The organism is Chthoniobacterales bacterium (genome assembly GCA_036569045.1).
Taxonomy (GTDB): domain Bacteria; phylum Verrucomicrobiota; class Verrucomicrobiia; order Chthoniobacterales; family JAATET01; genus JAATET01.
The window spans coordinates 1-21,127 of record DATCRI010000056.1 but is presented as its reverse complement, the minus strand read 5'-3'; the positions used below and the strand labels follow the sequence as shown (position 1 = coordinate 21,127).

General features: G+C 64.0%; 20 protein-coding genes. 9 read left to right on the top strand and 11 right to left on the bottom strand.

From position 1 onward, the window contains the following. Position 1: 1 nt before the first annotated feature. Positions 2 to 1,549: a hypothetical protein gene (locus VIM61_10955; GenBank protein ID HEY8900919.1), complete on the bottom strand. Its 1,548-nt coding sequence runs from the start codon at positions 1,547 to 1,549 to the stop codon at positions 2 to 4. A 52-nt stretch (positions 1,550 to 1,601) separates the two neighbouring features. Beyond that, entirely contained in the window at positions 1,602 to 1,802 is a 201-nt protein-coding gene (locus VIM61_10950; protein ID HEY8900918.1) for a hypothetical protein, read from the bottom strand. A 296-nt stretch (positions 1,803 to 2,098) separates the two neighbouring features. On the opposite strand from VIM61_10950, the gene VIM61_10945 reads away from it, so the two are divergent. From VIM61_10945 to ppk2, 5 genes are all read left to right on the top strand, one after another. Further along, the gene (locus VIM61_10945) at positions 2,099 to 3,523 is read left to right on the top strand and encodes a hypothetical protein (protein HEY8900917.1); all 1,425 of its coding nucleotides are present in this window, start codon (positions 2,099 to 2,101) and stop codon (positions 3,521 to 3,523) included. 210 nt (positions 3,524 to 3,733) lie between these two features. Beyond that, on the top strand, positions 3,734 to 6,292 hold the full coding sequence (locus tag VIM61_10940; GenBank protein ID HEY8900916.1) for a DNA gyrase subunit B: 2,559 nt from the start codon (positions 3,734 to 3,736) through the stop codon (positions 6,290 to 6,292). 30 nt (positions 6,293 to 6,322) lie between these two features. Further along, positions 6,323 to 6,697 (top strand): GxxExxY protein, encoded by a 375-nt coding sequence (locus tag VIM61_10935; protein ID HEY8900915.1) that lies wholly within the window; start codon positions 6,323 to 6,325, stop codon positions 6,695 to 6,697. Positions 6,698 to 6,743: 46 nt separating this feature from the next. Further along, complete coding sequence (gene gyrA / locus VIM61_10930) at positions 6,744 to 9,305, top strand: DNA gyrase subunit A (protein HEY8900914.1); 2,562 nt, start codon at positions 6,744 to 6,746, stop codon at positions 9,303 to 9,305. A gap of 75 nt (positions 9,306 to 9,380) precedes the next feature. After that, positions 9,381 to 10,451: a polyphosphate kinase 2 gene (gene ppk2, locus VIM61_10925; protein ID HEY8900913.1), complete on the top strand. Its 1,071-nt coding sequence runs from the start codon at positions 9,381 to 9,383 to the stop codon at positions 10,449 to 10,451. A gap of 56 nt (positions 10,452 to 10,507) precedes the next feature. Here the strand turns inward: ppk2 and mgrA are convergent, their stop codons facing one another. The 9 genes from mgrA to ribH form a co-directional block, all read right to left on the bottom strand. Next, complete coding sequence (gene mgrA / locus VIM61_10920) at positions 10,508 to 11,503, bottom strand: L-glyceraldehyde 3-phosphate reductase (GenBank protein ID HEY8900912.1); 996 nt, start codon at positions 11,501 to 11,503, stop codon at positions 10,508 to 10,510. A gap of 99 nt (positions 11,504 to 11,602) precedes the next feature. Continuing rightward, positions 11,603 to 12,850 (bottom strand): beta-ketoacyl-ACP synthase II, encoded by a 1,248-nt coding sequence (gene fabF, locus VIM61_10915; protein HEY8900911.1) that lies wholly within the window; start codon positions 12,848 to 12,850, stop codon positions 11,603 to 11,605. 122 nt (positions 12,851 to 12,972) lie between these two features. Next, positions 12,973 to 13,212: a hypothetical protein gene (locus tag VIM61_10910; protein HEY8900910.1), complete on the bottom strand. Its 240-nt coding sequence runs from the start codon at positions 13,210 to 13,212 to the stop codon at positions 12,973 to 12,975. Continuing rightward, positions 13,209 to 13,979 (bottom strand): hypothetical protein, encoded by a 771-nt coding sequence (locus VIM61_10905; protein HEY8900909.1) that lies wholly within the window; start codon positions 13,977 to 13,979, stop codon positions 13,209 to 13,211. Before VIM61_10905 ends, VIM61_10910 begins: the two co-directional genes overlap by 4 nt. Next, a complete protein-coding gene (locus tag VIM61_10900) occupies positions 13,976 to 14,377 on the bottom strand; it encodes a biopolymer transporter ExbD (protein ID HEY8900908.1) in 402 nt (133 codons plus the stop codon). Before VIM61_10900 ends, VIM61_10905 begins: the two co-directional genes overlap by 4 nt. Beyond that, a complete protein-coding gene (locus VIM61_10895) occupies positions 14,374 to 15,021 on the bottom strand; it encodes a MotA/TolQ/ExbB proton channel family protein (protein HEY8900907.1) in 648 nt (215 codons plus the stop codon). Before VIM61_10895 ends, VIM61_10900 begins: the two co-directional genes overlap by 4 nt. A 60-nt stretch (positions 15,022 to 15,081) precedes the next feature. Continuing rightward, positions 15,082 to 15,930 (bottom strand): signal recognition particle-docking protein FtsY, encoded by an 849-nt coding sequence (gene ftsY / locus VIM61_10890; protein ID HEY8900906.1) that lies wholly within the window; start codon positions 15,928 to 15,930, stop codon positions 15,082 to 15,084. Between the two features lie 17 nt (positions 15,931 to 15,947). Beyond that, positions 15,948 to 16,385, bottom strand: a complete 438-nt coding sequence (gene nusB / locus VIM61_10885; protein HEY8900905.1) for a transcription antitermination factor NusB — start codon at positions 16,383 to 16,385, stop codon at positions 15,948 to 15,950. 13 nt (positions 16,386 to 16,398) lie between these two features. Continuing rightward, positions 16,399 to 16,878 (bottom strand): 6,7-dimethyl-8-ribityllumazine synthase, encoded by a 480-nt coding sequence (gene ribH / locus VIM61_10880; GenBank protein HEY8900904.1) that lies wholly within the window; start codon positions 16,876 to 16,878, stop codon positions 16,399 to 16,401. A 154-nt stretch (positions 16,879 to 17,032) separates the two neighbouring features. Between ribH and VIM61_10875 the strand changes: the two genes are divergently transcribed. From VIM61_10875 to VIM61_10860, 4 genes are all read left to right on the top strand, one after another. Next, a complete protein-coding gene (locus VIM61_10875; protein ID HEY8900903.1) occupies positions 17,033 to 18,826 on the top strand; it encodes a caspase family protein in 1,794 nt (597 codons plus the stop codon). Further along, positions 18,823 to 19,242 carry a hypothetical protein gene (locus tag VIM61_10870; GenBank protein ID HEY8900902.1) on the top strand — a complete coding sequence of 140 codons (420 nt, stop codon included), beginning with the start codon at positions 18,823 to 18,825 and terminating at the stop codon, positions 19,240 to 19,242. Before VIM61_10875 ends, VIM61_10870 begins: the two co-directional genes overlap by 4 nt. Positions 19,243 to 19,246: 4 nt before the next feature. After that, entirely contained in the window at positions 19,247 to 19,579 is a 333-nt protein-coding gene (locus tag VIM61_10865) for a hypothetical protein (protein HEY8900901.1), read from the top strand. A 6-nt stretch (positions 19,580 to 19,585) separates the two neighbouring features. Next, the coding region (locus VIM61_10860) for a hypothetical protein (protein ID HEY8900900.1) at positions 19,586 to 21,127 on the top strand (1,542 nt) is incomplete at its 3' end.

The following is a 21,127-nucleotide window of genomic DNA, read 5'->3' as shown; positions in this document are numbered from 1 at the left end:
GTCATAGTCCATCGCGCTTCACCTCATAGATCTTATACCAGGGCGTCGCGAAGACGCGCTCCAGCCACGGAAGATTCGGCCCGGAATCCCGATAAAGCAATTCCGCAAGCCTGCCGCGCGGAGCGGCCTCTCCCAGGACGGCGGCGGAGGTCGAGATCACCCGCGAGGGCTCGTAGGCGACGACGTAGGTGACGTTCCGTCGCTGCAGAATCTCGCGCGCCGTGGCGTCGTTGTCGGCGAGATAAAATTGCGCGGTATCCACGATGCCGCCGAGGCTTTCGTGCGAGCTGCCGGCGACGCAGGGTTGACCGGACCAATACGCGAGCGGCGGGGAAAGCCACCACGGGGCAAGGATGCCCGTGCGTTCGCCGGAGACGAAGGCCATCGCAACCTCGCGGAGCTGCGCGTAATCCGCGCGCTGTTCCACCCGCGCGGCGAGCTGCGCCTCGTCCGGATAGAGCATCGTGTCCCATTGACGGGCGATGGGCAGCAGGCTGAGGACGAACAGCGTCCATCCGAGGGCGCGCGAGGGCAGCGCGGCGAGCCCCCACGGCAGAGCCATCGCGGCGATAAGAACGAGGAAGCAGCCCCAGCGGATCTGCCAGCAGGTGAGGCCGTAGGTCGCCAGCAGAAGGGCGAGTATCGCGAGGACGCGGGAATCGCGATTCCTGACGAAGCGCCATGCGAGGAGGAAGGGAAGCGCCGGGGCGAGCCAGCCGATCCAGCCCGGAAACTGTGGCGACAGCGGCGGTAACGACGCGAGTTCCGCAATGCTGTGCGACCATGCACCGAAATATTTCGCGACGGTGGGATCGGGGGCGCTCACGCGCCAGCCGTCGAAAAGAACGCCGGCCACGAAGAGGAGTGCAGCGGTCCCGCCGGCGATCCTCCACGCTCCGGTGAAGCTGGCGCGTCGCAACAGGGCGAGGCGAAGAATCGCGAGCAGGAGAAAGATGACGAGCGGTTCGTAGAGGCTCGTCCACAGCGCCAGGCCCCAGGCGAATCCCCAGACGAGCGCGGCGCGACGGGTGGGGTTTCGCCAGAGGTTCCATTCCGCGGCGAGGCCGGCGGCCAGCAGAAAAAGGAGCAGCGATTGATGATCGGGACGACCGAGGCGAAAGGCCTGGATGATGACAGGTGAGACGGCGAGCAGTGCCAGCAGCGCGTGGCGATAGGGGAGTCTTGCACGTTCGCTCCAGACCCACAGCCCCGCGAGCGTGGCGAGGCCCAGGAGCGGAGAGATCCAGGCGCCTGCGAGATCGAGCGCCTGCGGGCTGAAGGGTCGCAAAATGAGGGCCAGCGCGGCGATCAGCCAATCCAGCGGGGCCGTGGTGTGCGTGGCGATGCCGGTTGGAAAGTTCTCGAAGTCGTGATGCCGAATCGAGTGAAACGGATGCGCGAGAACCTGCTCGACCCGCGACATGCGCGAGTAGCAATCGGCGTCGACGAAGTAGACCTGTCCGTCGACAAAGACATCCGCCCGGCGCGCCGTGGATGCCGCCAGGAACAACCCGGCGAGAAGAAGAAACCATGCCGCCCGAAAAATCATGCGGGGACAATGCCCATCGCCCGACCGGGCGACAAGACCGAGGCGCGGACCGTTAGTCCTGCGCGCGCTTCACAAATTCCCGGCGAGGCGTTTCCTGTTCCGCCTCGAGCAACATCTGAAGATAGGTGCTGCGCCCCACTCGGAAGGCCGCGCATTGCTGGTCGATGAAGTCGACCATTGATTCCGGCATGCTGATGCTGATCTTCGCCGCGCGAAATTTTTCGTCCGATTCCGTTTGGGGGTCTTTAGACATAGGGAGAATTGAAAGGTGGCGGCCGGATGCCCTTTCTGATCAGCGTCGGGTCTGCGGCCCGTTCGCTTTCGCTTGGTTGCGAAAAAACTGCAATAGGAAGAACGCATTATACGGAGGGTGAGTTCCGCGATGACAATCGTTGCTGCCCGTAAGTCCAGCCCCCGTCAGATACCGTCCCGCGCTGATGAGTGAACGTCGGGCGAGCCAGAGCGGGATGTCGCTACGCATTTTATTTTTTTGCAACTTCCGAGCATCCTCTGGTAGGAATATATACGAAACATGAAGTAATAAATCCTATGAAATCCCTCGCGTTGGTCTCGGTGTTGGGCGGTCTCCTGACCGCAGGTGCATTAATGGCGGAGAGCGTGAGTTTCCCCGCCGGGACGTTCGAAAATGGAACCGCGGCCAACTGGATGCCGCAGACGACGGGGACGGCCGTCGCAAATACTCCCAATGACGGAGGGAACATCGTGGGGCAGGTCTCGATCACGGGAACGGGAACCGGCAGCCTGAGCACGAGCGCGCAGGCTGCCTATCAGCCGCAAAGCCTCTACGTGATTTCCGTGGACGTGAAGTTCGCCTCGCTGGCGGGCGCGTCCACCGAGATCGGCGTCGCGGCGCTGGATGGCAACGACGCGGTGGTGAAGGAGCTGACGCAAAGCCAGATCATCAATGCGCTCGGCATCAATCTCCTGACAGTGGTGCCGTCGCTGACCACGCAGCTCACCGCTCTCGTCGGCAAGCTCGAGTTGCAGGATACGCTGCAGAAGCTGCTCGCGCTGATCGATGGCGATCCGGCGGCGCTGAATGCGACCCAGCAGTTGGTCGATTCCCTTGTCGGAGCCAATGGCAGCACGCTTTCCGCGCTGCAGGATCTGCTGAACGGGGTGCTCAACGGCACGATCGATCCGAACACGATCACGAGCCTGGAAATCTCCCAGCTGCTTGGCGTCGCGCAGGCGAGTCCCATCGTGACGAATCTCCAGGCCGTGCTCGCCTCGATCGGCGGAGATGACAGCGCGGTGGAGGCGCTCGCAAATCTTGCGGGCGTGCTGGCGGGGACGCCGGGCGACACGACGCTCGTCGACAATCTGCTGACGACGCTCATTGGCGCGGATGGCCTCGTTGGCAATGTGGCGGACATCCTCCAATACGCCTTGTCCGACCCGGGGCTGCTCTCGACGCTCACCGATACGCTCACGCAAAGTCTCCTTGGCATCGCGAATCCCGCGGGCGGCGGCAGCTTCCAGACCGTGAAGCTGATCTTCAGCACGGGCACGACTCCGCCAACCGGGGCCATCGGCATCAGGCTCTCCTCGGGCGCCACGCTCGGGGTCGGGCAGACGGTGTCGTTCGACAACGTGAAGATCGATCGCTTTGACCTCGCCGTCGCGCCGGGAAGCGGTGCGGTGAGTTCGCAGGCGCCGCTCCTGAAAGTGCTCGGAAAACGGGCGAAGAAGACGAGCGCCAGTCGGCTGGTCGTGAAAGGGACGGCGGTTGCGTTCGGAGCGTCGAACCGGATTGCGAAGGTGGAATACAAGCTTGGTGGCTCCGGGGCGCCGTTCAAGACGCGCTCGTTCCGCAAGGCCAGGGGCACCGAGAAGTGGAAGATCGTGCTGAAGCCGATCGACGGAGACTTCCGGGTGAAGATCCGGGCCGTCGATGCCACCGGGCGCCGTTCTGCCAGCAGGACGGTTCGCGTCGTCGATCTCTCGGATTAGCACTCCGAAAAGCCGCGAAACCCGGAGCGTTCAGAACGCTCCGGGTTTCGTTTTTGGAATCGAGGGGTTCGCAAGATGTTGTGTCGGGAAATTCTCGGGCACAACATCCTGCGTTTTCCGAGGGACGGGTTCGGCAAAAACCCCTTGTCGCTGTCGCGTCGGGGCGAATAGTATCAACGGCGGCCACACGGCCCCCGTTTTTAGCTTGTAATGTCTTCCGATCCCGACGCCCCAAAATCCGAGACCGCCTCGAAAAAAGCCGAATACAACGCCGACGATCTGAGTTCGTTAAAAGGCCTGGAGGCCGTCCGGAAAAAGCCGGGCATGTATATCGGCGGCACCGATGAGCGCGCGCTGCATCACTGTGTCTCCGAGGTGCTCGACAACTCCGTCGACGAATTTCTTGCCGGCCACTGCACGCACATCGATGTGACGATTCACGCCGACGGCTCGATCTCCATTCGCGACAACGGCCGCGGCATTCCGGTCGACATCAACAAGGAGGAGGGCATTCCCGGCGTCGAGCTTGTGCTCACTCGATTGCACTCCGGCGGGAAATACGGCCAGGGCAACTACGAATACTCCGGCGGCACGCACGGCGTGGGTGCGAAATGCGTCAACGCGGTCTCCGAGTGGTTCAAGGTCGAGGTCACCCGCGACGCGAAGATTCATGCGATGATGTTCGAGCGCGGCGTCACGGTGAAGCCGTTGCACGTCATTGCGGAGGTCAAAAACAAGAAGCAGACCGGCACGCTGATCACGTTCCAGCCCGATCCGGAGATTTTCCAGGAGACGACGGAGTTCAAGGCGGACCGCCTGCTCACGCGCCTGAACGACCTCGCCTATATCAATGCGCCGCTCAGCTTCACGTTCCTCGACGAGCGCGTCGAGAATGCGAAGGCGGTGCAGATCCAGCATCCGAAGGGCGTCGAGGATTTCGTCTCGCGCCTCGTCGAGAACAAGACGCTCGTTCATCCCAAGCCGATCCTCGTGAAGGGCACCCGTGAGCGCGTGATCGTCGAGATCGGCCTGCATTACACGGACACCTACAACGAGCAGCTCCTCTGCTACACGAACGCGGTGCCGAATCCCGACGGCGGCACGCATTCCACCGGCTTCCGCGGCTCGCTCACGCGCGCGATCAACCAATACGCGAAGAACAACTCGCTCATTAAGGACAAGGACGCCGCGATCACCGGCAACGACGTGCTCGAGGGCATCGCGGCGGTGATCAGCGTGAAGCATCCCGACCCGCGTTTCGAGTCGCAGACGAAGGTGAAGCTCATCACGCCCGAGGTGGAGAGCATTGTCGGCTCGATCACCTACGAGGGCCTGATGCTGCACTTCGAGCAGAATCCGCAGGTCGGCAAGAAGATCATCGAGAAGTGCCTGATGGCGGCCCGCGCCCGCGAGGCTGCCCGCAAGGCCCGCGAGACCGTCCGCAAGGGCGCGCTCACCGGCGGCGGCCTGCCCGGCAAGCTGGCGGATTGTTCCGAACGCGACCCGAATCTGACCGAGCTTTACGTGGTCGAAGGTGACTCGGCGGGCGGCTCCGCCAAGCAGGGCCGCGACCGGCGTTACCAGGCGATCCTTCCGATCAAGGGCAAGATCATCAACGTCGAGAAAGCCCGGCTCGACAAGGTGCTGCAGAACACCGAGGTGCAGACGCTCATTACCGCGATCGGCACCGGCATTGGCTCGGGCGATCAGGAGGGCGCGTTCAACATGGAAAAGCTGCGCTACGGCCGCATCATCATCATGACGGATGCCGACGTGGACGGTTCGCACATTCGCACGCTGCTGCTCACATTTTTCTACCGCCAGATGCCCGAGCTCGTGAAGCAGGGCAAGATCTTCATCGCGCAGCCGCCGCTCTATTTGATCAAGCGCAAGAAGCGCGAGGAATACGTCGACGACGACGCGCAGCTGAACAAGATCCTCATCTCGCTCGGCGCAGACGAGGTGAAGCTGAAGAATCTCGCCGACGGCAAGGTCTTCTCGGCCGTTCAGCTCAAGGAAATCCTCGAGCTGCTCGAGCGCCTCGCGAAGTTTTCGGATTCCATCCGGCGCCACGGCGGCGATTTCGAGACGTATCTCAGCGAGCGCGATCCGAAGACCGGCCTGCTGCCGACTTACATCCTCAAGGTGCGAGAGGGCAACACCGAGTGGGCGACGTATTTCCCCGGCGAGGCCGAGGTGCGCGCCTTCCACGAGGAGAATCGCGACCTGAATATCTTCGACGATCCGGCGCCGGAAACGCCCGGCGAGGAGGAGACGCTCACGCTGGAATCCGTTCCCGCGCCCGCCGCGAAATCGAAGAAGCCCGAAGGCGCCCGCCGTCGCGCGAAGCTCGTGGAATTGCACGAATCGTCCACGGTGCAGAAGCTGATCGACGAACTCGCGAAGAAGGGCCTCAGGATCGAGCATTACTCCGACAGCGACACGCCGATCTTCGAACTCATCGAAGGTGAGGGCGAAAAGGCGGCCACGCGGCCGCTGTTCGCGATCCCCGAGATCCTTGCCAACGTCCTCGAGATCGGAAAGCGCGGCCTCTCGATCCAGCGGTTCAAGGGTCTGGGTGAAATGAATCCCAAGCAGCTTTACGAGACCACGATGAACCCCGAGAAGCGCAAGATGCTCAAGGTGGATCTCAACGAGGACAATGCGATGGAGGCCGACCGGATGTTCACGATCCTGATGGGGGACATCGTCGAGCCCCGCCGCCAGTTCATCGAGGACAACGCCCTCAACGCCCGCCTGGACGTCTAAGCTTTGACGGAATTAACGGAATTTCGGGAATTGGAAGGGAAGCAATACGATCTCGCCGGAGAGGTGATCGGTGCGGCCATGAAGGTGCATCGCGCCCTCGGGCCTGGTTTTCTGGAAACTGTTTACGCGAATGCGCTTGCTTACGAGCTCGAGACCCAGGGATTTGCCTTCCAGAGCGAGCAGCCTCTGGCGGTGACTTACAGCGGCGTGATCGTCGGAAGTTACGTTGCCGATCTCATCGTGGGCGGCGCGCTGATTGTCGAAATCAAAGCCGTCCTCACTCTCGCCAAGGCCCAGGAGGCCCAGCTCGTCAACTACCTCACCGCGACCGGGATCGAAACCGGCCTGCTCCTGAATTTTGGCGCCCCAAGCCTCGAATTTAAGCGCCGCCAGAGAGTCCTCTAATTCCCCAAATTCCCTTAATTCCGTCTAAAAAAGAAAAGCTTTCGCGATGTATACGCAGAACGAAAAAGTCGAAAAAGTTAACGTCGCCGAGGAAATGTCGAAGTCCTTTCTGGACTACTCGATGTCGGTCATCATTTCCCGCGCCCTTCCGGACGCCCGCGACGGCCTGAAGCCTTCCCAGCGCCGCATTCTTTTCGCGATGAGCGAACTCGGCGTGATGCCGAACCGCAAGCATCTCAAGTGCGCGAAGATCGTCGGCGAAACGATGGGTAACTACCACCCGCACGGCGACCAGGCCATCTACCCGACGCTCGTGCACATGGCCCAGCCGTGGGCGATGGGCGAAATGCTTGTCGATGGCCAGGGCAACTTCGGTTCGCTGGAAGGCGACCCGCCGGCGTCCATGCGTTACACCGAGGCCCGCCTGCGTCAGCTCGGCGCCGCCCTCATGGTGGACATGGACAAGGGGACCGTGGACTTCGCGCCGAATTACGACGAAACGCGCGAGGAGCCGACCGTGTTCCCGGCCGCGTTCCCGAACCTCCTCGTCAATGGTGGCACCGGCATCGCCGTCGGCATGGCGACGAACATCCCGCCGCACAATCTGAGCGAGTGCATCGACGGCATCTGCGCGCAGATCGACGATCCCGAGATCACGATCGAAGGCCTCATGCAGCACATCAAGGGCCCGGATTTCCCGACCGGCTGTCTGCTGCAGGGCGTTGCCGGCATCAAACAATACTTCGAGACCGGTCGCGGTCAGGTGCGCTGCCGCGGCCGCGTCGGCGTGCAGGAAGTGAAGGGTGGTCGCGAGCAGATCATCATCACGGAGATTCCCTACAACGTGAATCGCGCGGATCTCGTGAAGCGCATTGCCGATCTCACGAACGAGAAGGTGATCGCCGGCATCAGCGATGTCCGCGACGAGAGCGCCGAGGACACGCGCGTCGTGATCGACCTTAAGCGCGACGGCAATCCCAAGGTCATCATCAACAATCTCTACAAGCACACCGCGCTGGAGTCGTCCTTCAGCGTGAACATGCTTGCGATCGACCACGGCAAGCCGAAGCTGCTTTCGCTCAAGGACGCGATCACCAGCTACATCGAGCATCGCCGCGAGGTCGTGCTGCGTCGCACGCGCTTCCTCCTCGATCAGGCCGAAGTCGAGGCCGAGAAGCTCGAGGGCTACCTCATCGCGCTCGCAAATCTCGACGACTTCATCAAGATCATCCGCGACTCGAAGGATCGCGACGACGCGAAGGCGAAGTTGCTGGCGCTGTCCTGGACGCAGAAGGCCGTCGAGCAGATCGGCATTCTCATCCGCAGCGAGGCGCGCCTGACTCCGGGCGGCGATTACAAATTCACCGAGAAGCAGGTCGGCCACATCCTCGACCTCCGTCTCTATCAGCTCACCGGCCTCGAGCGCGACAGCATCAAGAGCGAATACGACGCGTTGCTCGTCACGATCAAGGACCTCCTCGACATCATCGCGAAAGAGGCCCGTGTGCTCGCGATCATCAAGGCCGAGCTGCGCGAGATTCAGGTCAAGCACGGCTCCGCCCGCCGCACGCAGATCGTGCCCGACGAGGGCGAGGTCAACATCGAGGACCTCATCGCGAACGAGGGGTGCATCATCACGATCACGCACAACGGCTTCATCAAGCGCACGGCCGTCTCCGCCTATCGCGCGCAGCGCCGGGGCGGCAAGGGCGTGATCGGCATGGTCGCCCGCGAAGGCCAGACCGAGGAGGAAAACGATTTCGTCGAGCACCTCTTCACGGCGACGACGCACGACTACCTCATGTTTTTCACGCACGACGGGCGTTGCTACGTCGAGCGGGTGTTCGAGATTCCCGAGGGCACCCGCGCGAGCAAGGGCCGCAGCATTGCGAACCTGCTGGAGCTGCGCGCCGACGAGAAGATCGCGGCGACGATCCGTATTCAGGGGCAAAAGAAGGAGGAAGATACCTGGTCCGACCTGCTCCACATCCTTTTCGCGACCCGCAGCGGTATCGTGAAAAAGTCGAACCTCCGGGATTTCAAGAACATCCGGAAGGGCGGCATCATTGCGATCCAGATCGAGGAAGGCGACCGTCTGATCGACTGCAAGCTCACCAACGGGCTCAACGAGATCGTGCTCATCACGCACGACGGCATGAGCATTCGCTTCAACGAGGAGGAGCTCCGCGACCAGGGCCGCAACACGGTCGGCGTCTGGGGCATTCGTCCCGTGAAGAAAGACTACGTGGTCGGGGCTGCGCTCGTGGATCCGAATTCGATGCTGCTGGTGGCCGGCGAGAACGGCCTCGGCAAGCGGACGGGCTTCGAGGAATACCGCATCCAGTCCCGCGGCGGCAAAGGCGTCATTACGATGAAGGTCAACGAACGCACCGGCGGCGTGGCGGGTGCGTTGACCGTTCGCGACGGCGACGAACTCATGCTCATCACGAACAAGGGCAAGATGGTCCGCACGCGGATCGCCGAGATTCGCGAGACCGGCCGTAACGCTCAGGGCGTGAAGCTGATCGACATGCGCGAGGGCGAGAGTCTGCAGGGTATCGCTCCGGTGGTAGCCAACGAGGACGAAGCCGAGACGCCCGAAAGTTAAGATTCCGTCACGCGACGGAACGGGAATTGCTTCCCTTTTTTGGACCTAGGGCCGCCAAGAAGGGGAAGCAATCTGATGAAACAAGTCGAAGAATCCACCGGTGGGGAAGCGGACGTCGAGTCCGTCCCCGAGATCAGCGCAGAGGCCGTTGCGAAGCCGCCGAAGGTGAAGCCGCCCAAGGCGGAGAAGCCGAAGAAGGCCAAAAAGAAGAAGGCGAAAAAGCCGGCTTCGATGCCGAAAGGGGCGTCCTTCCCGATGGTGGCGGTGATCGATGAGCAGGTGCGGACAAGCATTCCGCCGGAGCTCGTCGCGCGCGTGAATTCCGCGACGAGCAAGAAGCAGATCATCAGTTCGACCTACCCCTACGAGAAGGTCATCAAGAGCGCGGACTACGAGGAGGAAGTGCGGCTCCTCCATATCGAGCTCGTGAAGATGCAGGCGTGGGTGAAGGAATCCGGCGAGAAGATCGTCGTGCTTTTCGAGGGACGCGACGCGGCCGGCAAGGGCGGCACGATCAAGACCGTCACGGAAAACCTGAATCCGCGCGGCGCCCGGGTTGTCGCGCTGGCGACGCCTTCGACGACGGAGCGCGGCCAGTGGTATTTCCAGCGCTACGTCGAGAAGATGCCGACGAGCGGCGAAATCGTGCTGTTCGATCGCTCGTGGTATAACCGCGCCGGCGTCGAGCACGTGATGGGCTTCTGCACGCCGCACGATTACCTCGAGTTCATGCGCCAGGCGCCGGAATTCGAGCGCATGCTCGTTCGCAGCAACATCAAGCTCATCAAATTCTATTTCTCGGTGAGCCGGGCGGAGCAGCTCCGGCGCTTTCTCAGCCGGGCTCGTGATCCGCTCAAGCAGTGGAAGCTCAGCCCGATGGACGTGGAATCGCTGGGCCGCTGGGACGAATATACGAAGGCCAAGGAAGCGATGCTGTTCTACACGGACACGGCAGATGCGCCCTGGACGATCGTTCGTTCGGATGACAAGAAGCGCGCTCGCCTCAACGCGATGAAATTCCTGCTGGCGTCGATTCCCTACGATGGGAAGGACGAAGCTCTGGTCTCGACGGCCGATCCTTTGGTTGTCGGCAGCGCGAGTGCGATCTACGAGCACGGCGAGGGCGTGCCCAAGGCGAAGGCGTGATCGATTCTGCGGGCCTCGCGCTGGCGATGCCCGGGTTGCGCGGGGGCAGGCCGCGATCAGGCGCTCTGGCCCGTGCAGGCGGCGTCGATGGCGGTGAGTTCTTCTGCGGTGAATTCGCAGTGGGTGGTTGCGGCGACATTCTCCTCGATCTGAGACGGCCGGCTGGCGCCGATGAGAGCGGAGGTGACCGTGCTCCGTCGCAGCACCCAGGATAGCGCCATCTGGGCGAGTGTCTGGCCGCGGGCCTCGGCGATGGGATTCAGACGGCGGGCGATGGCGATATTTTCCGCGGTGACCTTGTCGGCGGTCAGGAAGACGGAATTGCCGGCGGCGCGGGAGTCGGGGGGAATCTCGCCGGTGAGATAGCGGCTGGTGAGCAGGCCCTGGGCAAGCGGGCAGAAGGCGATGCAGCCGACGCCCTCGGCGTCGAGAGTGTCGAGGAGGCCGCCCGTTTCCGGAATGCGCTGGAGCATGTTGTAGCGCGGCTGATGAATCAGCAGAGGAACGCCGGCGGCGCGGAGGAATTGCGCGGCGGCGGCAGCGCGGGGGGCGTCGTAATTCGATACGCCGGCGTAGAGGGCCTTGCCCATGCGGACGGCGTCGACGAGGGCGGTGAGGGATTCCTCGAGCGGCGTGTCGGGATCGGGCCGGTGATGGTAGAAGATGTCGACGTAGTCGAGCCCGAGGCGGTGAAGGCTCTGGTCCAGGCTGGAGAGCAGATACTTGCGGGAGCCCCAGTCGCCGTAGGGGCCTTCCCACATGGTGTAGCCGGCTTTGGTCGAGACGATGAGTTCGTCGCGGTGGCGCGAGAAGTCCTCGCGGAGGAGGCGGCCAAAGGTTTCCTCGGCGGAGCCGGGAGGCGGCCCGTAGTTGTTCGCCAGATCGAAGTGCGTGATGCCGAGATCGAAGGCGCGGCGCACCATGGCGCGGGCGTTTTCGAAGTCGGCGGCGGCTCCGAAATTGTGCCAGAGGCCGAGCGAGAGAGCGGGCAGCAGCAGGCCGCTGCGGCCGCTGCGGCGGTAGGGGATGGAGCCGTAGCGGGGGGAGTTCATTTTTGGACAGAATTAACGGAATTCACGGAATGGAGAGAGGGGTTTCATACCCGGGAACTCCCAATTCCCAAAATTCTGTTAATTCCGTCTAAAGAAACCTTACCCGACGTATTCCTTGGCGATGAGCGTGGCGTTGTGTCCGCCGAAGCCGAAGGAGTTGTTGAGGACGACGCGGACCTTCTTTTCGCGGGCGACATTCGGCGTGTAGTCGAGGTCGCACTCGGGATCGGGCTCGTCGAGGTTGATCGTGGGCGGGACAATGCCGTGCTTGATCGCGAGGGCGCAGGCGGCCATTTCCACGCCACCGGCGGCACCGAGGAGGTGACCGGTCATGGACTTCGTGGAGCTCACGGTGACGGTCCTGGCGGCTTCGCCGAGGGCAAGCTTGATGGCCTTGGTTTCGCAGATGTCGCCGAGGCCGGTCGAGGTGGCGTGGGCGTTGATGTAATCGATGTCTTCCGGGTTCACGCCGGCGTGCTTCATCGCGATCTTCATCGCGCGGGCGGCGCCTTCGCCCTCGGGCAGCGGGGCCGTCATGTGATAGGCATCGGCGGTCGCGCCGTAGCCGGCGAGTTCGCAATAAATCGGAGCGCCGCGGCGTTTGGCGTGTTCGAGTTCCTCGAGAACCATGATGCCGGCGCCTTCCCCCATGATGAAGCCGTCGCGGTCCTTGTCGAACGGGCGGCAGGCTTTCTCGGGCTCGTCGTTGCGGCAGCTGAGCGCCTTCATCGAGGCGAAGCCGGCGATGCCGAGCGGGGTGATGGTGGCTTCGCAGCCGCCGGCGACGAAGCAATCCGCATCGCCAAATTTGATGATGCGCCAGGCTTCGCCGAGCGAGTTGTTCGCGGTGGCGCAGGCGGTGACGATGCACATGTTTGGACCGGCAAAGCCGTATTCCATCGAGACAATGCCCGAGGCCATGTTGCTGATCATCATGGCAATCGTGAAGGGCGAGACGCGCGAGGGGCCGCGGGCCTGGAGGCGCTTGGCCTCCTCTTCCATGCTGTAAAGGCCGCCGATGCCGGAACCGATCATCACGCCGACGCGGGTGAGGTCGAGCTTCTCGGGATCGAGTCCGGAGTCCTCGACGGCCATCTTGGCGCCGGCCATCGCGAACTGGGTAAAGCGGTCGGTGCGCTTGGCCGATTTGGGATTCTTGAAATAGGCGGCCGCGTTGAAATCCTTGATTTCGCCGGCGATCTTGCAGTCGTAGTCGGTCGAGTCGAAGGCGCTGAAACGGCTGATCCCGCTCACGCCATTGGTGAGATTTTGCCAAAAGGTGGCGGTGTCCAGGCCGATCGGCGTGACGGTTCCAATTCCGGTAATTACGACTCTGCGCTCACTCATGCTTTAACAAATTACCCCTGAAGAAGGGAACGTTCAGTCAATCGGCTGGCAAACCCCCTTTGCAACCACAAATTTCCGAGGCTGGCAAATAACGGCCGTCGTCAGGAAGCCGGACAGGATGGTTACGGGCCGAGAGGCGGACGGCGTTCGTTCGGGTGCGCGCAATTCGGACACTCTGGCAGCGCAACTTCGGTGGAGTTTTCGTAAATCGTGCCGCAGATGGCGCACTGGATCTGCCGACGGCGGGAGCGGGCCTCCCGGCGCATGCGAAAAAGGGTGCGCCCGAGGGAGAGGAAGAGCAGGAAGGTGACGAGGCCGGCGGTGTAGACGACGACGACCTGCCCGAGGGTGAGCGGAATCATTGGACGTCCTCCAGGCGCGGCTCCTCGCGTTTGACATCGAGGCCCCAGTAGAAAGTTGCGGTGCCCCAGGCGATGTCGTCGTTGGGGCCGCGTTGAAACCAAAGCTGCATGAGGAGGTGCGAGGCGGCATCGTCGAGGCTGGAGTTGCGACTGTCGGTGTCGCGAATGACGTGGAGCACGCGGCCGTCGGGAGCGACACCGAGAAGGAAGCGGGTGGGCGCGAGCTGGTCGCCGGGCCGGGCGACGAATTTGAATTTCGGCCATTCCTGCGGGGCGCGGGAGGCAAGGTTGGCGGAAAAAATGGTCTGGGTGCGAGTGGCCGGCGCGGGGGTGTCCTTGCGGGCGACCGGGGCTTCGGCGACGGGAACGGGGCCGTGATCGCGGAGAAGTGGCGGGAGGATGCGCGTCTTGGGATCGGGCAGGGGGAGGATTTCGGGTTTCGCGGCGGTGTAGCTGGGCTCGTAGGCCGGAATTTGCGGATCCGGCCGGCCGAGTCTATCGGAGCGCTCGGCGGCGAAAAGAGCGGGGTCGGCCGCGGCGAGGAAGGGCGCAAGGCGGGCGGCTTCCGCGGAGCCGGGGAGCAGCACGTAAAGCGTGGCGTCGGAAATGCGGGCCGGCTGCGGGGCCGGGTAGCTGATGCGGAAGAGCGCAAACGCGGCGGCGTGCAGCGCGATAGCGGCAAGGATCCATAGGGCGAGCCGGCGGCCGCTATCGTGGGCCCAATCGAAAAGCAGCCGGAGTTCCCCGCCGGGCGTGTGCGGGTTCATGGGACCTCGGCGGTGGCGAGGACGACCGAAAAGCCGTGGGTGACGGCGGCATTCACGACCTGGATGAGCAGGTCGACGGGGGCACGGCGGTCGGCCTTGATGATGAGCGTGCGGGTGTCGCCTTCCACTTTGGCGAGGCGGGTGGAGAGTTCCGCGGGCTCGATGCGGCGGTTGTCGAAGTAGATCGCGGGCACGGGATCGCCGGTGATGCTGACGACGCGGGGATCGCGCTGCGGAGCGAGCAGGAACGGGGAGTCGGGCACCTTCACGGCGACTCCGGGTTGCAGGAGAAAGCCGCCGCTGAGCAGGAAGAAAATGAGAAGCACGGCGGCGACATCCGCGAACGGCACGAAAAGGAGCGCGCCGAAACCGGGGTTGAACGTGCGGTGCAGCTTCACGGCTCGATGGCGGCGGGCGCAGCGGGCGGACCGGAACGGCGGAGATCGGTGAGGAGCGTGATGACCTCGATGCCGGCGCGTTCCATGTCGTGGAGCAGGGTGTTCACGCGGGCGGAAAGGAACTGATAGGCCAGCAGGGTGGGAATGCAGACCGCGAGGCCGGCGGCGGTGGTGAGCAGACTTTGGTAAACGCCGGCGCCGATTTCCGTGGCGGTCGCGTAGCCGCCCTCGGCGCCAATGGCGGTGAAGGCATCGATGAGACCGATGACGGTGCCGAGCAGGCCGATGAGCGGTGCGAGATAGATCATCGCGATGAGGACACCGAGGTTGCGCTCGAGCTTCGGCACTTCGAGCTGGCCGGCATCCTGCGCGATGTCGCGGAGTTCGGTGCGAGGGAGATCATGCTTGAGGAGGACGGCGCGCATCACGCGGGCGGCGGGACCGGGCGTGGACGAGCATTCCTGCACGGCTTCGGCAACGTTGCCGAGAGCGAGGAGATTCGAGAGGCCGCGGAGAAGCTCGCCGACGCGGATGGAGGCGCGATGAAGGTAGAATGCGCGCTCGAGGAAGACCGCAACGGCGACGACGCTGCACAGGAGCAGCAACCACATGAGGGGCCCGCCTTTTTGAAAAAACTCAGGCATGCGGCGATTTAACAAGGAAAGCGGGAAAACAGGAAACCCGGAAATTGGAGGCGATGCGGATTACAGCATGCGCTCCACGAAGGTCTCTCGGTCGAAGGGGGCGAAGTCCTCGAGCGTCTCGCCGGTGCCGATGTAGCGCGGTGTGAGGCCGAGCTCGTTCTGGATGGCGACGACCACGCCGCCCTTGCCGCTGCCGTCGAGCTTCGTGACGATGATGCCGGTGAGGCCGACGGCCTCGTGGAACTGTTTGGCCTGCACGAGGGCGTTCGTGCCGGTGGTGGCGTCGACGACGAGGAGCTTCTCGTGCGGGGCGTCGGGGTCGTGTTTCGCAAGCGTGCGGGTGACCTTCGAGAGCTCCTGCATGAGGTTGCTCTTGGTGTGCAGGCGGCCGGCGGTATCGCAGATGAGGAACTCGACGTTGCGCCGGTGGGCGGTGGCGTAGGCGTCGTAACACAACGCGGCGGAGTCGCCGTTGTATTGGCCTTTGACGACCTCGACGCCGATGCGCTCGCCCCAGACGCCAAGTTGCTCGATGGCGGCCGCGCGAAAGGTATCCGCGGCGACGAGCAGGGCGGTGTGGCGGTCGCGCTTGAGAGCATGCGCGAGCTTCGCGGCGGAGGTGGTCTTGCCGGTGCCGTTCACGCCGACGAGCATGATGGCCTTCGGCCGATTCGGCAGCGGGCGGATGGGCGGCGAGCCGAGGGGCAGGACCTCGAGAATCTCGTTGCGCGCGACTTCGACGACGGTGCGCGCGGTAAGGGCGTCGCCGCGGGCGCGGAGGGCCTCGAGGATGCGAAGCGTCATCGGCACGCCGAGGTCGGCGCGGATGAGGCTTTCCTCGAGGTCGTCCCAATCGACGGGCTTGCCCGCAAATTTATCGACGAGGGATTTGAAGAAACCGAAGGCCACGCGAGGACGGGTGCGGGTCAGTCGGCCTTCGCCGCGGCGGTGCGGGCGGGGCGGGGGAGCTTCGTGCGGATGCGGTCGAGCACGCCATTCACGAACCGGCCGGACTCGTCGGTGCTGTATTTCTTGGCGATCTCGATGGCCTCGTTGATCGAGACAACGGGCGGCACGTCGGGGCAATGAAGCATCTCGTAAATGGCGAGGCGCAGGATGTTGCGGTCGACGGCGGAGAGGCGGTGCAGTTCGTAGTTGTCGGCGTGTTCCTTGATGAGGGCGTCGATGGCTTCCTGCGTGGAGAGAATGCCGGGGACGAGCACGTCGGTGAAGCGGCGGGCGGCGGGGCTGAGGCCGCGCATTTTGTAGAAGACCTGAAGATCGGCCACCTCGGCGGAGGCATTCAGGTCACGCTGATAAAGAAACTGGACGGCCGCTTCGCGGCCTTCTCGACGAACTCCCATGATTGGTAAAAAGCTAGGTGGTGATGATCGCCTGCACGGTCTCGACGGCGGAGGCCGCGGCGCGGGCGGCTTCCCGGCCGCGGTTCAACTCCGGCTCGAGGCAGCGGGCGTGGGCCTGGGCCTCGTTGTTGACGAGCAGCACTTCGTGAATGACGGGCACGTTGTGACTGAGCGCGATCTGTTGCAGTGAATTGGTGATGGATGCGGCGATGAGGTCCGCATGAGCCGTCTCGCCCTTGAGAATGATCCCGAGGGCGAGGATGGCGTGATACTGGCGGCGCTCGGCAAGGAGCTTCACGATCAGGGGGACCTCGAAGGAGCCGGGGGCGTCAAAGGTCTCGATGGTAGCGCCGGGGTCGATGGCAAGCAGCTCCGCGCGGGCTTCGCGCTCGAGTGCCGATGTGAACTCGCCGTTATACCGGCTCACGACAAGCGCGAAGGCATTTTTGGCCTTCGCCGCGATGCGCGGACGGATTGGGAGAGCTTTCGACATCCTGCGATCGTGACAGAATTGACGCGCAAGGCAACTGTGCGAGCGCACCGGGCGAGGCGCGGGCTCTCGAAATTTCGAACGTCACGGAAATGCCACCATTTTCAGTCTGGACGCCAAATGTCCGACGGGGTGACTATCCGTGGAAATATTCCCTATGAGCACCGTAAAAATTCTGTGCGTTCATGGCATCGGGCATCAGGAGGAGCATCCTGAATGGCAGCCGGAGTGGAAGCGGGCCATCGAGGACGGCCTCCGTGAGTGGGACAATACGATCGCCGTCACGGCAAAGTTTGCGGAATACGATCGCTACTTTGCCGAGACGCCGCTGACTCCGCAGGGCAGCGTGGCTGGCGTGGCCTCGCTGCTCATGAATGGGTTCATTTACGGAATCGGCGACGCCTTTCACCGGCGCCGGGGATTCGGCGACATTTCGGAGCGCGTGAAGTGGTATGCGGGGATGGTCACGCAGTGGGCCGAGGATGCGAAGCTTCGCGCGAAATGTCGGGCTGCCCTGCAGAAGGATATCGCCGACTTCAAACCGGACGTCGTCTGCGCCCACAGTCTCGGCACGCTCATCGCCTACGATCTTCTCGTGCACCCGCCGCAGGCCGCGGGCTCGCTGGATTTCAAGCTCGTGACCTTTGGTTCGCAAATCGGGAATCCCACCGTGCGCGGCATGTTTGGCGGCCGCATCACCGAGATCGGCCCGAAGTTCTGGTATAATCTCTACAACCCGCAGGATCGCGTCTTTGTGGTGAGCCTCAGCGTTCCGTCCACGGCCTATCTCCAGGTCACGACCGATACTCCGACCGGGCATGATGCCATCGGCTACCTTCGCCACGACAACACCCGCGCCCGCGTCTGGCGCGACATCGTTGCCAACCGGGCGACCCCGGTCACGATTACGCGACGGGCGCTCGCCGCGGCGGACGGGCGCGCTCCGGCGGTCGGCGGGACGAAGAAGCCGGCGCCGCCTCGGGCATTGCTCATCGGGATCAATGATTACCCGAATCCTGAAGACCGGCTCGAGGGCTGCGTGAACGACGTGTTCCTGATGAGCTCTGTGCTGCAGGAAACCGGCTTCGCGGCGAATGACATTCGCGTGGTTCTCAACGATCGCGCGACGGCGCAGGGCATCCGCGAGCGGCTCGAGTGGTTGCTGGCCGATCCGCAGCCCGGCGACGTGCGCTTCCTCTACTACAGCGGCCACGGTGCGCAGATTCCCGGCTACGGCCCGGGCGACACGGTCGATCGGCTCGACGAATGTCTCGTGCCCTACGACTTCAACTGGTCGCGTGAGAATGCCTTCACCGACGACCAGTTCTTCGACCTCTACAGCCAGCTCCCCTACGACATGAAGTTCGTCGGCGTGATCGATGCCTGCCACTCCGGCGGCATCCTGCGGCAGGGCGGGGCAAAGGTCCGGGGCATCAATCCGCCCGACGACATCCGGCACCGGATGCTGAAGTGGGACATCGATCGTGAGATGTGGGTGAATCGCGAAATCCCGTCGCCGAATGCCTCGCTCGGCCCGGAATACACGGGCGAGTCGAAGGCCCTGCGCCGGCTCGGCCGTGCGGTGAGCGTGCGCACGCTGCCCTCCGCGGAATACGACGCCGTCCGCAAGGCGCTGAAGCACGAGGGCCCGTATCTGCCGATGATCTATCAGGCCTGCGGGGAAGGGGAGTTCTCCTACGAATACCGGCACGGCGCCAGTTCCTACGGGGCGTTCACCTACTCGCTCGCGCGGATTCTGCGTCGACAGGGACACGCCGGGCGGAGGCTCACGTTCCAGCAACTCGCGACCGAAGCCGCCGCCGATCTCGAGGCCCTCGGCTACGACCAGACCCCGAAGCTAGCCGGCCCGCCGGCCTTGAAAAGCCACGAGATTCCATGGCAGGGCCGCACGGCTCGCAAATCTCGGCCCGCTGCGAAAAAGAAATCATGAACACCGCCTCTCGCCGTCTCCTCGGGATCCTCTCGCTCGCGACGCTGCTCGTGCTCGTTGCGGGCTGCATCGCGTTTCGCCCCGACTCCTACAGCGCGACCGAAGCCTTCAAGAAGCAGGCGCTCGCGCTCATGGCCGAGGCCGGCAAACCGGCTTCGGACCATGTCATCGAGATCGCAACCGTGCGCCGCGATCTGGACCAGCGGCTGGCCGACGAACGGGCCCGGCCGGGGAACGAGCAGATCGTGGCCATGTGGACGATTCTCGCGGATCCCCAGCGCGACCTTCTCGCGGGCTATCTGCAGACGTGGGAAGCCCGCGGAACGCTTTCGCCGGCCCTCATCGCCGGCAAGCAGGATCAGGTCGCCCGCGCGCTCGACAAGATTCTCGTGCTCGAAAAAAGCAAGCCGCAGTGACGCCATGCCCGACCCCGTTCCCAATTTCTGGCAACTCGCCGCCCCGGAGATTCTCGATGCCGCCGCAGGCACGCTCGACGCCGCGCACGCTGCCGCAGGCGTGGCGGATGCCGCGACGCTCACCGCCGAGATCAGCCCGCGCATCGCGGGATGGCGTGCGCAATATCTCGACGGGCAGCTCTCCGCGGACGATCTCGCCAGCCTGCTGCGCGGCGAGCAGGACCTCGCGGAATTCGACGCGCTCTCCCGGGCTGGCGCTACCGAGATCGTGCGGCAGCGGTTTGCCCTCCAGGTGCTGGAAATCCTCGCCCGCGTCGCGGTGCGAGCCGTGATCTGAGGTCCCGTGAGCAGCCGCGATTTCGTCGCCTGGTTCAAATCGAACTTCCAGGCGCGCATCGCTCCGAAGGTCGCCGGCACGCCATTCTGCGTGGATCTGGTCTCCGCGATCGCCATGCAGGAGACCGGCTACATCTGGGGGCCGCGCATTCATCGGCTGAGCGAGTCCGACCTGCTCAAAGTCTGCGTCGGCGACACGATCGATGCGCCCGGTCGCTCGGCCTTTCCGCGCAACAAGGCCGATCTTTTGTCCGCGCGGCGCGGCGACGAGATGTTTCGGATCGCCCGCGAGGCGCTGGAGTTCGTCGCGCAATACGACCCCGTCTACGCAAAGGTTGCGCGGAACCGGGCGAAGTTCTGCCACGGCTTCGGCCCCTTCCAATACGACCTCCAGTTCTTCAAGACCACGCCCGAGTTCTTCCTCACGAAAGCCTGGGAGACGTTCGAGACCTGCCTCGACCAATGTCTGCACGAACTGCGCGCCGCAATGGCCCGGCAGGGATGGCGCGACCGGGCGAGCCTCACGTCGACCGAGAAAATCTATCTGGCCATCGCCTACAATCGCGGCCGGGCGAACCTCCGCGCGGGATTCAGGCAGGGGCATTGTTCCGAGGGCCGCTACTACGGCGAGAACATCTTCGAGTTCTTCCGACTCGCGCAGACCGTGGCGGATTGCGCGCCCGGCCTGCTCGCGGTCGGGCCGGCCGTCGTTCCCGATCCCGGGCAGGCGCCGCTGCCGCAACCGACCGAGGTCACCGCACTGGGCGGCGATGTCTATCAGGTCGATCCGAAGATCACGACGACGCTGCGGTTGCGGTCTGCGCCCGAGATCTCCGCGGGAAACATCGTCGCGCGGCTGCCCGCCGGCACGCTCGTCCACAAGCTTGGCGGAAAGCGCAGCGACGCATTTCTCGAGGTGGAGGCGAGCCTGGGAGGCGCGTATTTCCGGGGCTTCGCGGCGAATGTGTATCTCCTGCCGCTCACGAGCGAGGCGCAGATTCCGGTGTTGCGGCCGGAAACCGAGGATCCGTTTCCGGGCGTGATCGCGGCCAATCTGCCGTCGGGAGGTCGAGCCGTGAGGCGATGCGATCCCGCGAATGCGCTCTCGCTCTACGAGCGGGGAGCGCCCTCGCGTCGTGGCGCGACGGCCGGCGAGCGCTGCCGCGAACTCGCGGCGATCATCGACTGGCTCGCGGTGGACGATCCCTTGCATCGGCGTTACCGGCCCGCGCGCGGCTGCACGTTCTGCAACATCTACGCGCACGACTACTGCACGCTCGCCGGCGTTTACCTTCCGCGGGTGTGGTGGAACGGCGTGGCGCTGGCCCGGCTCGCCCGCGGCGAAGCGCTCGAGCCGCAATATGGCCGCACGGTCGACGAGGTTCGCGCGAACGACCTCTTCCGCTGGCTGCGGGATTTTGGCTCGGGTTTCGGCTGGCGGCAGACCGGGACGCTCTCGAAGCTGCAGGACGCCGCGAACCTCGGTGGCGTCGGCCTCATCGTCGCGTGCCGGAAGGACGACGGACGCAGCGGCCACATCGTGGCGGTC